This is a genomic window from Streptomyces sp. NPDC101490 (genome assembly GCF_044767145.1).
Taxonomy (GTDB): domain Bacteria; phylum Actinomycetota; class Actinomycetes; order Streptomycetales; family Streptomycetaceae; genus Streptomyces.
Window position 1 is genome coordinate 96,324 of record NZ_JBIWNI010000008.1, and the last position, 14,020, is coordinate 110,343.

General features: G+C 75.9%; 7 protein-coding genes. 3 read left to right on the top strand and 4 right to left on the bottom strand.

All coding sequences use genetic code 11. From position 1 onward, the window contains the following. Positions 1-133 precede the first annotated feature (133 nt). The 3 genes from ACIRQY_RS18045 (at position 134) to ACIRQY_RS18055 (ending at position 10,704) form a co-directional block, all read left to right on the top strand. Positions 134-8,692 carry a type I polyketide synthase gene (locus ACIRQY_RS18045; protein WP_403926649.1) on the top strand — a complete coding sequence of 2,853 codons (8,559 nt, stop codon included), beginning with the start codon at positions 134-136 and terminating at the stop codon, positions 8,690-8,692. An 83-nt stretch (positions 8,693-8,775) separates the two neighbouring features. Continuing rightward, entirely contained in the window at positions 8,776-10,371 is a 1,596-nt protein-coding gene (locus ACIRQY_RS18050; RefSeq protein ID WP_403926652.1) for an amidase family protein, read from the top strand. A gap of 141 nt (positions 10,372-10,512) precedes the next feature. Further along, positions 10,513-10,704 (top strand): hypothetical protein, encoded by a 192-nt coding sequence (locus tag ACIRQY_RS18055; RefSeq protein ID WP_403926655.1) that lies wholly within the window; start codon positions 10,513-10,515, stop codon positions 10,702-10,704. A 43-nt stretch (positions 10,705-10,747) separates the two neighbouring features. On the opposite strand, the gene ACIRQY_RS18060 is transcribed toward ACIRQY_RS18055, so the two are convergent. The 4 genes from ACIRQY_RS18060 to ACIRQY_RS18075 all read right to left on the bottom strand — a co-directional run bounded on the left by ACIRQY_RS18060 (position 10,748) and on the right by ACIRQY_RS18075 (position 13,606). Beyond that, a complete protein-coding gene (locus ACIRQY_RS18060) occupies positions 10,748-11,272 on the bottom strand; it encodes a hypothetical protein (protein WP_403926658.1) in 525 nt (174 codons plus the stop codon). Then, positions 11,269-11,871, bottom strand: a complete 603-nt coding sequence (locus tag ACIRQY_RS18065) for a matrixin family metalloprotease (RefSeq protein WP_351795523.1) — start codon at positions 11,869-11,871, stop codon at positions 11,269-11,271. Before ACIRQY_RS18065 ends, ACIRQY_RS18060 begins: the two co-directional genes overlap by 4 nt. 218 nt (positions 11,872-12,089) lie before the next feature. Then, positions 12,090-12,920: a S1 RNA-binding domain-containing protein gene (locus ACIRQY_RS18070; protein ID WP_403926661.1), complete on the bottom strand. Its 831-nt coding sequence runs from the start codon at positions 12,918-12,920 to the stop codon at positions 12,090-12,092. Between the two features lie 146 nt (positions 12,921-13,066). After that, complete coding sequence (locus tag ACIRQY_RS18075; protein ID WP_351795529.1) at positions 13,067-13,606, bottom strand: hypothetical protein; 540 nt, start codon at positions 13,604-13,606, stop codon at positions 13,067-13,069. Between the last annotated feature and the right edge of the window lie 414 nt (positions 13,607-14,020).

Below are 14,020 nucleotides of genomic sequence, written 5' to 3' on the forward strand. Positions count from 1 at the left end.
GGAACTCAAGCGCGCTTCAGGTCAAGGGCGCCCGGCCCGCCGCGCGGGGCGGGAGCGGTCGTCGCCCCTGCCGGGCAACCGGAAGGATCATGTGGTCGTCCTCGATCACGGGTCGTCTCAAGGAGGTCATGCGGTGGGTCCGCACGCCGACATCGTCAAGCCGCTGCCGGAACTGCTCGGGGAGCACTCCCGTCGTCTCGGGGACAAGGTCTGTTTCGAGGACCGGTCCCGGCGGGTCACCTACCGGGAACTGGAGCGCGGAACCGCGCGGCTGGCCGGTCATCTGGTGGACCTGGGTGTGGCGCGCGGCGACCGGGTGGCGGTGCTGCTCGGCAATCGCGTCGAGACCGTCGAGAGCCTGCTCGCCGTCACGCGCGCGAGCGGCGTGGGCGTGCCCCTGGACCCCGGCGCCCCGGAGGAGGAGCTGGCCCGTCTGCTCGACGACAGCGGGGTCCGGGTGCTCGTCACCGACGAGGCCCGTCTCGCCCGGCGGCGGACCCTGTCCGCGCGGCCCGGTCTGATCCTGATCGTGGCCGGGGGCGGCGACGAGGACGTCGCCCCGGACGGTACGGCCCCGCCGGGCGCCGCCGGGGGCCGGTCTCCGTCCGGGCCCGGCACCGTACTGCGGTACGAGGAGCTGGCCGGTACGGAGCCAGGGGCGCGGGCCCGGGACGATCTGGCGCTGGACGAAGCCGCCTGGCTGCTCTACACCTCGGGTTCCTCCGGTGCGCCCAAGGGCGTCCTGTCGACCCAGCGCAACCGTCTCTCGCCGGTGGCGACGGGCCTCGTCGGTGTTCTCGGACTGTCCGAACGGGACCGTGTGCTCTGGCCGTTGCCCCTCCATCACGCGATGAGCCAGATCGTGTGCTTCCTCGGAGTGACCGCCGTGGGGGCGAGCGCGGTGCTGCTGCCCCGGTTCTCGGTGGCGGGCGTACTGGGCGAACTGCGGCGCGAGGAAGCCTCGTTCACGCTGCTCGGCGGGGTCCCGACGACCTACACGGCGCTGCTCGACACCGTCCGGGGCGAGCGGGGCGACGCCGGGCTCGGCGGTCCCGCGCTGCGGGGCTGCGTCAGCGGGGGCGCCGCCGCCGGGCCCGGGTTCCGCGCGTCCTTCGAGGCGGTGTGCCGTGTCCCGTACCTGGAGCACTACGGCAGCACGGAGGCGGGTCCGGTCACCATGGCGGGGCCGGGCGAGGCGGGGACGCCCGGCGCGTGCGGCCGGGTGCTGCCCGGGACCCGTGTCCGGCTCGGCGGCCCCGGGGGCCCCGCCACCGGAGAGGGCGAACTCTGGGTCACCGGCCCGGGAGTCATGGCCGGTTACCACGACAGGCCGGAGGCCACGGCGGAGGTGCTGCGCGACGGCTGGTTCCGCACGGGTGATCTGGTCAGGGTGGACGCCGCCGGGGAACTGACCGTCACGGGCCGGGCGAGCGACCTGATCGTGCGGGGCGGGGTCAACGTGCATCCCGCCGAGGTGGAGGCCGTCCTGCGGCGGATCGCGGGGGTGGCGGACGCCGCCGTGGCCGGACGCCCGCACGCCGTCTTCGGCGAGGTGCCGGTGGCCTACCTGGTCGCCGCGCCCGGGGGCGGCCCGCTGGACCGGGGGCGTGTCCTGGCCGCCTGCCGGGAGGAGCTGTCGTCCGCCAAGGTGCCGGCCGAGCTGTTCGAGACGGCGGAGATCCCCCGTACCGTCTCCGGGAAGATCGTCCGCCGGGACCTCGGGGCCCTGCCCGCACGGGCCCTGGAGGCACGGACCCCCGAGGCGCGGGCCCCGGAAGTCAAGGCCCGGGACGTCCGGACCGTGGGCGTACAGCCCCCGGACGGCCGGGCCCCCGGGAAGGCGTACGGCGATCTGCTGGCCCTGGTGCGGAGCGAGGCCGCGGCCGTGCTCGGCCGCGAGCCCCGGGAGGTGGAGCCGGGCACCGCGCTGCGGGACCTGGGCATGGACTCCCTGACGGCGACGGTGCTGCGCGAGCGGCTGTCGGCCGCGACGGGCCTCTCGCTCTCCGAGGCCGTGGCCTTCGACTTCCCCACCGCCGCCGCGCTCGCCGCCCACCTCGGGGAGCGGGACGCCGTCGCGGCGGCGGATGCCGGACCCGTGGACCGGGGATCCGCCCGGCAGGACGACGATCCCGTGGTGATCGTGGGGATGGCGTGCCGCTACCCCGGAGACGTGGCCTCGCCCGAGGACCTGTGGCGGCTGGTGGCCGAAGGACGGGACGCCCTCGGGCCCTTCCCCACCGACCGGGGCTGGGACACCGAGGCGCTGTACGACCCGGACCCCGCGCGGCCCGGAAAGACGTATGTGCGTGAGGGCGGCTTCCTCTCCGGCGTCGACCGCTTCGACCCCGGCTTCTTCGGCATCTCCCCCCGCGAGGCGCTGGCCATGGATCCCCAGCACCGGCTGCTCCTGGAAGTGGCGTGGGAGGCGTTCGAGCACGCCGGGCTCGTCCCCGGGTCGCTGCGCGGCTCGCCGACGGGCGTGTACGTCGGCCTGATGTACAGCGACTACGCCAGCCGGCTGACGCGGACCCCCGAGCAGGTCGAGGGGTACCTGGGTCTCGGCAACGCCGGAAGCGTCGCCTCGGGCCGCATCGCGTACACCTTCGGCTTCGAGGGACCCGCGCTCACCGTGGACACGGCGTGTTCCTCGTCGCTGGTGGCCCTGCACCTGGCGGCGCAGGCGCTGCGCCGGGGCGAGTGCGCCTTCGCGCTCGCGGGCGGGGCGACGGTGATGTCGGGCCCGTCGTCGTTCGTGGAGTTCAGCCGTCAGCGGGCGCTGTCCCCGGACGGCCGCTGCAAGGCGTTCGGGGCGTCCGCCGACGGTACGGGGTGGGCCGAGGGCGCCGGGATGCTGCTGCTGAGCACGCTGTCCGAGGCGCGTCGCGCGGGACTGCCGGTGCTGGCCGTGGTGCGCGGCTCGGCGGTGAACCAGGACGGGGCGAGCAACGGTCTGACCGCGCCGCACGGCCCGGCGCAGCAGCGGGTGATCCGGCGGGCGCTCGCGGACGCGGGCCTGGACACCTCGGACGTCGACGCGGTCGAGGCGCACGGCACCGGGACCCGGCTGGGCGATGTCATCGAGGCGGAGGCGTTCCTCGCGACGTACGGGAGCGGTGAGCGGCGGCAGCCGCTGCGGCTGGGCTCGGTGAAGTCGAACATCGGTCACACGCAGGCCGCCGCCGGGGTCGCCGGGATCATCAAGATGGTGCAGGCGATGCGGTACGGCGTGCTGCCGCGCACCCTGCACGCGGAGGAGCCGACGCCCCGGGTCGACTGGTCGGCCGGGCGGATCGAGCTGCTGTCGCAGGCCCTGGAGTGGCCCGCTTCGGAGGTGCCGCGCCGGGCGGGCGTGTCGTCGTTCGGGATCAGCGGCACCAACGCCCATGTCGTACTGGAGGAGGCTCCGGCGGGCGCGGGCGGCCACGGGCCCGGCGAGGACCTGCCGGACCCGGCGGGGACCGGTGACGGGCCGGGGCCGACCGGGGACGGGGGCGACGGCGACGGCGACGGCGACGGCGGGACGGTGTCCGGACCCGGCGCCCGGCCGGAGTCCGCGCCTTCGGTCCTGCCCCTGTCGGCGAGGAGCGGGCCGGGGCTGCGGGCGCAGGCCCGGCGGCTGTACGAGCACGTGTCCGCCTCGCCCGGGGTTCCCCTGGTGGATCTCGGGTACGCGCTGGCCACCACGCGGACGGCCCTGGAGCACCGGGCGGTGGTGGTGGCCGGGGACAGGGCCGGGCTCCTCGGCTCGCTGCGGGCCGTGGCGGAGGGCGACGGCGGTCCCGGGGTGCGTACGGGCGTCGCGCGCGGTCACGGGCCTTCGGCGCTGCTCTTCACCGGCCAGGGCAGTCAGCGTCCCGGCATGGGACGCGCGTTGTACGGGGCGCGGGACCGGTATCCGGCGTTCGCCGACGCGCTGGACGAGTGCTGCGCCCTGCTCGATCCGCTGCTGCCGGTGCCGCTGCGGGACGTGATGTTCGCCGGGCCCGGCACCGGGGCGGCCGAGCTGCTGCGGGCGACCCGGTTCGCGCAGCCCGCGCTGTTCGCCCTGGAGACGGCGCTGTTCCGGCAGTTCGAGGCGTGGGGGGTGCGGCCCGGCGCGGTGGCCGGGCATTCCGTGGGTGAGGTGACGGCGGCGCACGTGGCCGGGGTGCTGTCCCTGGCGGACGCGTGCGCGCTCGTCGAGGCCCGGGGCAGGCTGATGGACGCGCTGCCCCCGGGCGGGGCGATGGCGGCGGTGGCCGCCGGGGAGGACGAGGTGGCCGCCCGGCTCGTGGCGGCCGGGGACGCGGCCGGGATCGCCGCGGTCAACGGGCCCGCTTCGGTGGTCGTCTCCGGCGAGGGGGCGGCGGTACGGACGGTGGCCGCGTACTTCCGTGAGCGGGGCCGGTCGGTACGGGAGCTGCCGGTCGGTCATGCCTTCCACTCGGCGCTGATGGAGCCGGTCCTCGGCGCGTTCGCGGAGGTGGTCCGGGGGCTGTCGTTCGCGGCGCCCCGGCTGCCGCTGGTGTCCGCCGTGTCGGGCCGGGCGGCCACCGCCGAGGAGGTGTGCTCGCCGGAGTTCTGGGTGGATCACGTCCGCCGCCCGGTGCGTTTCGCCGACACGGTGGCCCACTTGGCGGAGCGGGGGGTGACGCAGTTCGTGGAACTGGGGCCGGACGGGGTGCTCACCGGTCTGGTCCGTGACTGTCTGGTGCCGTCCGGGCCGGAGGACGGCCCCGGCGCGGCCGAGGCGGTCGCGGGCGCCCCGGGCACGGGCGGCACGGTCGGTGGGGGTCGGGGCCCGGTACCGCTGGTCCTGCCGACGCTGCGGAGGTCGCGGCCGGAACCGGAGGCCCTGCTCGACACGGTGGCGGCGCTGCACGCGCACGGGGTGCCCGTCGACTGGTCCGCCGTCTTCGCCGGGCGCGGGGGGCGGCGGGTCGCGCTGCCCACGTACGCCTTCCAGCGCCGCCGGTTCTGGCTGGAGAGCGCCCCGGAGGAGCGGTCCCCGACCCTGGTCGCGGAGGGGACCCATCCGTTCCTGCGGTCGTGCGTGCGGACGGCCGACGACGACGGTCTGCTGCTGAGCGGGGTCCTCTCGGTGCGGGACCATCCGTGGCTCGCCGACCACGTGGTGGCCGGGCGCGTCCTGCTTCCGGGGACCGCCTTCGTCGACATGGCCCTCCACGCGGGTGGGCAGGTGGGCGCGGACGTCCTGGACGAGCTGGTCCTGACGGCGCCGCTGCCGTTGCCCCCGGACGGTGACGTCGACGTACAGCTGCGGGTGAGGGGTGCGGACGACGCCGGACGGCGGGCGGTGCTCTTCCATTCCCGGCCGCGCACCGCGGCGGGTGACGCGCCCTGGACGCGGAACGCCACCGGGACGCTCGTGGCCGCCTCCGCTGCCGACCGGGGCGGGCGCCCGGCCGGGGGGTCCGACGCCCTGCGGCCTCCGGCCGGGGGGTCCGACGCCCTGCGGCCTCCGGCCGGGGGGTCCGACGCCCTGCGGCCTCCGGCCGGGGCGGTCCCGCTGAGGGCCCGGGGTGCCGGGGCGTACGAGCGGTTGGCGGCCGGCGGGCTGGCGTACGGGCCCGCCTTCCGGGGGCTGCGGGCGGCCTGGCGGGCCGGGGACGAGCTGTACGCGAAGGTCGAGCTGCCGGAGTCCGCACGGGCCGCGGGCTTCGTGCTGCATCCCGCGCTGCTCGACGCGGCGCTGCACGTCCTGGCCCTGGACGGCGCCGTCGACGGTTCCGGTACGGACGGCGGGCTTTCGCTGCCGTTCGCCTTCGCGGGGGTACGGGCGTACGGGTCGTCCGGTGCGGGGCGGCTGCGGGTCCGGGTGTCCCCCGGGCCCGACGGAGGGTCCCTGGTGGAGCTGGCCGACGGGGCCGGGGCGCCGGTGGCGACGGTCCGTTCGCTGTCGCTCAGGCCCCTGCCGCCCTCGCTCACCCGGGCCGGGACGGGGTCCGTTCCCGGGGCCGAGGTCCGGGGCGGCGGCCCGGCGGCCGAGGCGACCGCTCCCGCCCTTCTCCGGACGGAATGGGTGCCCCTGCCCGAGCCGTCCGCGCGCTCAGCGCCGCCCCTGTGGGGGGTGCTGAGCGCACCGGGGACACCCCTCGCGGACGCGCTCGCGCCGCCGGGTTCCGGTGTCCCGGTGTATCCGGACGCGGCCTCCTGCGACCCGGCGGCGGCCGTGGTCGTCGCGCCCTGTCCGCCGCCGGGACCGGCCGTGGAGGGGGAGGCCCTCGCCGCCGAACTGCTGCGGGCGGCGGAACGGGCGCTCGGACTCGTACGGGACTGGCTCGCCGGGCCGTGCCCGCCCGGTTCCCGGCTGGTCGTGGTGACGTCCGGCGCCGTGGGACCGGACGAGGACGGCTCGCCCCCGGACCGCGCGACCGGCCGGATCACCGGATCCGTCGCCACCGGCCCGCGTACGGACGGCGGGTCCCCGCCCGTGCCCGCGCACGCGCCGGTGTGGGGACTGGTCCGCTCCGCCGCCCGCGAGCACCCGGGCCGCTTCGCCCTGGTCGACGTGGACGGGCACCCCGAGTCCTGGCGCGCCCTGCCCGCCCTGCTGGCCGACCCCGTGCCGGAGGCGGCGGTACGGCGGGGCACCGCGTACGTGCCGAGGCTGGTACCCGTGGCGGGGACGACGGCCCGGAAGGCGCGGGCGCTCGACCCGGAGGGCACGGTCCTGGTCACCGGCGGCACCGGTTCCCTGGGCGCCCTCGTGGCCCGGCATCTCGTCGCCGCCCACGGGGTGCGGCACCTGCTGCTCGTCGGCCGTCGCGGGCCGGACGCCCCGGGAGCGCGGGAGCTGGTCGCGGAGCTGCGCCGGGCAGGCGCCGAGGTGACCGTCCGGGCCTGCGACGTCACGGACCGGACCGCGCTCGGCGCGCTCCTCGGCGGCGTACCGGCGGCCCACCCGCTGACCGGTGTCGTGCACACCGCGGGGGTGCTGGACGACGGTGTCGTCACGGGGCTCACCGCCGACCAGCTGGCACGGGTGCTGCGGCCGAAGGCGGACGCGGCCCTCGCCCTGCATGAGCTGACGCTCGGTCAGGATCTGGCGCTGTTCGCGCTGTTCTCCTCGGTGGCGGGCACGTTCGGCTCCGCGGGGCAGGCCAACTACGCCGCGGCGAACTGCGCGCTGGACGCCCTGGCCCACCACCGTGCGCGGCTCGGGCTCGCCGGTACGTCGCTGGCCTGGGGGCCCTGGCGGCAGGACGACGGCATGATGGCGCACCTGGGTGACACGGACCTGCGGCGGATGGCCCGCTCCGGGTTCGGGCCGCTCGGCCCGGAGGAGGGTCTGGCGCTGTTCGACGCGGCGGTGGCCGGGGCAGAACCCGTGGTGGTGGCGGCCCGCCTCGGTCCGACCGCCTTCCGGGACGCGGACGGCCCGGCCGGGTCGCGGACTTCGGTGTCCGGTCCGGGAGCCGCCCCGGGCGGGAGCCGGTCCGGTGGGGCGTCCGTCCCTGACGGTTCTTCCGTGCTCGGTGGTTCTTCCGTCCCCGACGGCGCTTCCTTCTTCGGTGGTGCGCCCGGCTCGGTGCTGGCCGGGGTACGGGCGCTCGCGGCCCGGGTCCTGGGCCACCAGGAGGAGTCCGAGATCGAGGAGGACGTCCTCCTCGCGGACCTGGGCCTGGACTCGCTGGCCGCGGTCGAGCTGCGCAACGAGCTGGTCGCGCGGACGGGCCTCGCGCTGCCGTCCACCCTGCTGTTCGACTTCCCGACGCCCCGGGCCCTCGCCGACGAACTGACCCGGCGGTCCACCGCCCAGAGGCCCCCGGCAAAGGCCGACGAGCGGCACGGCCCTGGTGCGGGAACGGACGGTGACGCCCCCGGGGCCGTATCCACCGACCGGGACCGGGGAGCCGACGCGCCGGACGCCGGGGCGTCCCCCGACTCCCTGCGCGCGCTCTTCCGCACCGCCTGCGCACGGGGCCGTACGTGGGACGGCATGGTGCTCCTCACCCTCGCCGCACGGCTGCGCCCGGCCTTCGAGGGCGCGGAGGCGGCCGGTGCGGCGCACCCGCCGGTCGTGCTCGCGGCGGGCGGCGCGGGGCCCCGGCTGATCTGCGCCCCCGCGCTCAGCGCGGTCTCGGGACCGCAGGAGTACGCGCGCCTCGGCGCCGGACTGCGCGGGACACGGCCGGTGTCCGCGCTGCGGCACCCCGGGTTCGGGGAGGGCGAGCGGCTGCCCTCCGGCCTCGACGCCCTCGTCACCGCCCAGACCGCCGCCGTCCGGGCCGCCTCGGGCGACGGTCCGCCGGTCCTGCTCGGACGGTCGGCGGGCGGCTGGGTGGCCCACGCCGTCGCCGAACGCCTGGAGGCCGAGGGCACGCCCCCGGCGGCCGTCGTCCTCCTGGACACCTACCCCCCGGACCACGGCGACCGGGGGGAGCGGCTCTCCGCGATGACGTCGGACATGCTGCGCCGGGCGGCGGAATTCGCCTCCGACAGCACCGGCAGGCTCACCGCCATGGCCGGATACTTCGAGCTGTTCGGCGGCTGGCGGCCCGCGCGGCTCACTTGTCCGACCCTGTACGTACGGGCCCGGGACCCGCTGCCCGGCACCGCTCCCGCCCCGGCCTGGGCGCTGCCGCACACCGAGGTCACCGTGCCGGGAGACCACTTCACCATGCTGGAGGAGCACGCCCGTACGACCGCCCTCGCCGTCCACCGGTGGCTCACCGCACCGGCCTGAGGACACCCGGGGAGGGGCGGGGCGGGCAAGGAGGCGGGGAAGTCCCTTGTGCCCCCTGCTCCTCCTCCGGTGGGCTTGTCCCCATGATGAAGAGAAGCGTCGCCGCGCTGACCGTGGCCCTGGCCCTCGCTCCCCTCCCGGCGGCGGATGTGCCGGGGCAGCGGGCGGTGGCCGCCGTGTCCTCGCCCTCCACCGCCGGTCCGGCGCTCCCGCGCGGAGTGGACCTGGACACGGTGACGATCCCCGAGTTGCAGACCCGTATGGGACGCGGGTCCCTCACCTCGTCGGCGCTGACGCTGGCGTACCTGCGGCGGATCGAGGCGGTCGATCCGAGGATCGGCGCGGTGCTGCGCACCAGCCCGACGGCCCTGCGCCAGGCTGCCGCCAGTGACGTCCGGCACCGCCTCGGGAAGACCCTCGGTCCTCTCGACGGCATCCCCGTCCTGCTGAAGGACAACGTGGACACCCGTGACATGCCGACGACCGCCGGGTCGCTGGCACTGGCCGGACGTCCGCCGGAGCGGGACGCGGAGCTGGTCCGGAGGCTGCGCGCGGCCGGTGCGGTGGTCCTCGGCAAGACCAATCTGTCCGAGTGGGCCAACTTCCGCGCGGCGAGGCCCACATCGGGCTGGTCGGCGGTGGGCGGGCAGACCCGCAATCCGTACGTCCTGGACCGCAACCCCTGCGGTTCGTCGTCGGGTTCGGCCGCCGCGCTCGCCGCGTCCCTGGCTCAGGTGGCGATCGGCACCGAGACGGACGGCTCCATCGTGTGTCCCGCCGGGATGAACGGGGTCGTCGGCCACAAGCCCAGTCTCGGTCTGGTCAGCCCCGCCGGTGTCGTCCCCATCTCGGCCGAACAGGACACGGCGGGCCCCATGGCGCGGAACGTCGTCGACACCGCGCTCACCCTCGCGGTCCTCGGCGGCCACGGCGACGCGGGCCCCGACGGCGCCTTCGGCACCACGGCGGCCGCCCGTCCGGGTGCCCTGCGCGGGAAGCGCATCGGTCTGTGGCGGCTGCCGTCGCTCGGCGCCGGGGTGGACGCCCTGATGACCCGGACGGCGGCCCGGCTGCGGGCGGCGGGGGCCGAGGTCGTGGAGGTGACACCGCCGTACCAGGACAGGCTGGCCGCGCTGGAGTTCCCGGCGCTGCTGAGCGAGTTCCACCGGGACATCGACGCCTATCTGGCCACCCGTCACGGGCCGCGTGATCTCGCCGGTCTGATCGCGTTCAACCGGGCGCACCCGGCCGAGCGGTCGTGCTTCGCCGGGCAGGAGCTGTTCGAGCAGGCGCTGGCCGCGCCGCCGACCACCGATCCCGGCTACCGGGCGATGCGCGCCGAGCTGAAGGACCTGTCCCGGAGGTCCATCGACGAGACCATGGCCGCCCACGGCCTGGACGCCCTCGCCGCCCCGGCGAACCCGCCCGCCTGGACGACCGACTGTGCCCGGGGCGACAACGACGTGATCCCGTCGTCCACCCCGGCGGCCGTCGCCGGATATCCCTCGCTGTCCGTACCCGCCGGGTTCGTCGGTGAACTGCCGGTCGGCCTCCTCCTGATGGCCGGGGACCGGCAGGACGCGGCCCTGCTGTCGCTGGGCGCGGCGGTGGAGCGGCGGCTCGGCGCCTGGCGCGCTCCCCGGTACCTGCCGACGGCACCGTCCGGGGCCGCCGGGTAGGCGTGCGGCGGGGTTCTGCGGCCCTGAGGTGAACGGGACGGGGGCGAGGGGGACCGGGGGCGTCGCGCGCGTCCCCGGTCCCCCTCGGGGGGCGCCGGAAATCCCGGCGCGGTTGTCGGACCCCGCCCGTACGGTGTTCCCATGCACACCATCGTCGGTCTCCCCCGTCACGCGCCCGCGGCCTCCTGGGTCAACGCCCGGATCAGGGAGCTGATGGACGAGCCGCGCAGCGAGCGCCGCACGGCCGAGTACCGGCGTCTGCTGGGGCTGTGGGCCGAAGCGGCCGAAGGCGCCCCCGCCGGGCGCGCCCCGGAGTTCGTGACCGCGGCCTGAGGAAGGTCTCCTGACCGTCCGTCGCGCCGACGGCCCGTACTCCTCAGCAGTCCCGGCCCGAGCAGGGGCCCGGCCGTCCGGACGGCTCACGGTCGGCCACCAGTGGCAGGGCCACCGCGTCCTCCCAGGCCGACAGCTGTCCGGCGTCCACCGGCCGCATCTCCCCCTTGAAGAGCTGCGCGTGCCCGTCCCCGGCCACGTCCGTCCACGCGTGGGTCGCGAACACGTACGTGCCGCCCGTCTCCAGCCACTCCGGTCCCGCGTCCTCCGGGGCGTACGTCACCCGTACCGTGCCGTGCAGGCTCCCGCGCAACGCCGAGACGACCTCGACCCGGTAGACGCCCTGCTCCCAGCCCTCGATCTCCCGCAGCTCCTCGAACGCCCGCACGATGCCGGTGAAGACGTTCTCCGCCTGCGGGGCCGTGCTCGCCGGGTTCGTCGCGTCGTACCCGCGCAGCGCCTCGGGGCGGGTACGGGGCTCGGTGTACTCCTGGAGGCCGATCCAGCTGCCCACCGTGACCGCGGCGGCCGTCAGTCCGCCGACGAGCACTCCCATGGTCCTGTTCATCGTGACCTGCCCCAGAGCGCGTGGTAGTTGCCGATGTCCCGCGGAGTCGGTGCGTCGATCCGGTCCGCCGCCAGGTCGTCGTAGTCCGACCACATCAGGGACCGGTAGGACAGCGGTTTGTGGCAGAAGCCGAGGGCATGGCCCATCTCGTGCGCGGCGACCCTCCGCCGGTGTTCCGCCCTGCCCAATGGTCTCCCCTCCCCCAGATAGGCGACGTTGAGTTCGATCGTGTCCGTGCCGCTCCGCCCGGCCCAGCGCCCGTAGACGTTCTTCCACTCGCCCGAGGTGCTGTCGGCGTCCCGCCACACGAGGTCGGCCCACGTCGTGGCGTCGTCCGGCCGGATCTTCACCCGGGTGAGCGAGCCCGTCGACCAGAGCCGGTGGGCGGTCCTCAGGGCGTCGTCGAACCGGGTCTCGTCGTCCCAGGCGATCTCGGTGCCGTCCACCGACGAGCGGCCCCGCGCGTCGCTGCGGCCGTCCTTGCACGTCGCGGGGGTGGCGGCCTGGGCCGGGAGGGAGGCCGCGCGGACCGGGGCGGGCAGCGCGAGCAGTACGGCCGCGGCCGACGCGGCGGTCAGAGCTAAGGCGTTCGTCCTCATGGTCAGCAGACCATAGCGGCCCGTAGGCTCACTTATGGGACATCCCGTGCGGGCCGGGCCCGGGACGACGGTCCACGGACACGTGGCGGAACCCGGCCACTTCGAACGGCGTTCAGCGCGCGGACCTCGGTGGCACCGGGTCCGTACGCCTCACGGAAGGCACGGCCGAAGACCCGCTGCACCCACCGAGGAGACGGGCTGACGGGACCAGTCTCAGGTCAGTCGGGGGGCGGGGAGGCGGGTCGGCGGGAGAGGAACAGCCTGCGCCGCTCGCGGTCGATCTCGGTGACGACGACCGCGATCTCGTCGCCGACCCGCACCGATTCCCCCGGAGCCCCTCCGGACGGCCCCGTGCCGTTCCGTCGCTCGATCAGTCCCTCGGTGCCGTCGCCCACATGGACGAAAACACCGAACGGGACCAGTCGGGTGACCCGTCCCCGTAGGACGTCGCCCACCGAGGCACTGTCGGCGAAGGTCTGGAACGGGTCGGGTCGTGTGGCCCGCAGCGGCAGTCTGGCCTCTCCGTTCGTGGTGTCGAAGTCGAGAAACGCGCAGGTGACGCGCTCCCCCACCCGGACGACGTCCGTCGCGGCCTCGAAGTGCCGCCAGGACAGCTCGGGCAGGGTGATGAGCCCGACGCCGGGGAAGACCGGGTGGCTCGGGCCCTCGTCCAGCGCCACGAAGACGCCGAACCGTTCGATCGACGCGATCCGTCCCGAGAGGAGGTCGTCGGTGCGGAACGAGTCCAGGAACGCCCAGAGTTCGGGGTTCTCCGTGGCGGTCCTCGCCAGCCACACGCGCCCCCGGTCCAGGTCGACGCCGATCACGCGCGCGGCGATCCGCTCCCCCACACGGGCCACCGCTCGGGCGGAACCGGCCCAGGAGAGGTCCAGCGACCCCACCAAGCCCAGCGGGCGGGCGGCGAATCCGTCCAGGGTCACCGCCACACCGTGCCGGGTCACTTCTGTCACGGTCCCCTCACGGAGATCACCGACGCGCATCGCGGCCAGGAATTCCCGGGAGAGCTCTTCGTCCGACACCCCACCCATGACGCCCACCCTCTCACGGGGCCCCGGGCCGTGCGTGACGGCCCGTGCGCTCGGCTGCGTCGGGCGGGTCCCGCCACGACGTCCCGCCCCCGACCCGGGAGGCGGGGCGGGACGCGGGACGTGGAGGACCGACTGGAGCGGATCTGTCAACAGGGGCGGATGTGGTAGACGGGGCTCCAGGAGGCGGTGCCGGTGGACTTGGCGACGTTCGACCAGCGTTCGCTGCCGTCCTGGTTGTAGAAGCGGGCGCGGGTGCCGGGGGTCTGGTTGTTGTTGAAGGTGCCGTCGCCGATGCCGTCGAAGTCGTAGTAGCCGCACCGGTAGTAGTCGTAGATGTAGCCGCGTCCGTCCTGGACGCACAGGTGGCCGTCGGCGCAGGCCGGGGCCGCCGCGGGCGCGGCCAGGTCGCGGGTCTCGGAGCGGCCGGGCACGGCGACGGTGACCGTACCGCCCTCGGTGGTGAGGGTGTTCGCCGAGATCTGGCGGGCCCTCGGGTCCTGCGCGAGGACGGCGTCGACCCGGTCCCGCAGCTCCGCGGCCTGCCGGTCGGTGAGTCCGGCGGCGCGGGTCTGCCCGGCGTGGGCGGAGCCGGTCGGAACGGTGGTCGACGCCTGGGCCGACAGGACGGGCCCTGCGATCAGTGCCGCGACGGCGGTCATGATCGCCAGGGTCTTACGCGCTGACATGGTGGTTCCCCTCTGTTTCTGCGACCGGAGGGCGGCCCGGCTTCACGGCGGGCGGCCCGGTTCGTGCCCACACTTTCACCGCCGAGGGCGTCGGCTGAAGAGGGTAATCGGTCGCTGACCTGCTGTTTCGTCCTCTCACTTCCTCACCGGGCGGCGCTCCGTCCCTCGTTCGTCTCGCACGGCCGTTCGCGCTCCTCGGCCCGGGGGCAACGATTCTTCCGCCCTGGCGTGCGCGTTCCCGTGGCACGCTGCTCCGGGGCCGCCCGCCCCACCGCATGGCCGGAAACGGAACATCCGCTTCTGCTTCGGGGCTCCTCCTGGAGGTTCACCCCACGCGCGAAGGCCCCCGGCCCGTATCCGTGTCGCACGGGTACGGGCCGGGGGTGTGGGGGTCGCGCTCGGCGACCGGTCGGG

What these genes read in the sequence shown, in the direction of transcription:
- ACIRQY_RS18060 (WP_403926658.1), bottom strand. Translation starts at nt 11,272, where the DNA reads ATGAACAGGACCATGGGAGTGCTCGTCGGCGGACTGACGGCCGCCGCG.
- ACIRQY_RS18075 (WP_351795529.1), bottom strand. Translation starts at nt 13,606, where the DNA reads ATGTCAGCGCGTAAGACCCTGGCGATCATGACCGCCGTCGCGGCACTG.
- ACIRQY_RS18055 (WP_403926655.1), top strand. Translation starts at nt 10,513, where the DNA reads ATGCACACCATCGTCGGTCTCCCCCGTCACGCGCCCGCGGCCTCCTGG.
- ACIRQY_RS18070 (WP_403926661.1), bottom strand. Translation starts at nt 12,920, where the DNA reads ATGGGTGGGGTGTCGGACGAAGAGCTCTCCCGGGAATTCCTGGCCGCG.
- ACIRQY_RS18065 (WP_351795523.1), bottom strand. Translation starts at nt 11,871, where the DNA reads ATGAGGACGAACGCCTTAGCTCTGACCGCCGCGTCGGCCGCGGCCGTA.
- ACIRQY_RS18050 (WP_403926652.1), top strand. Translation starts at nt 8,776, where the DNA reads ATGATGAAGAGAAGCGTCGCCGCGCTGACCGTGGCCCTGGCCCTCGCT.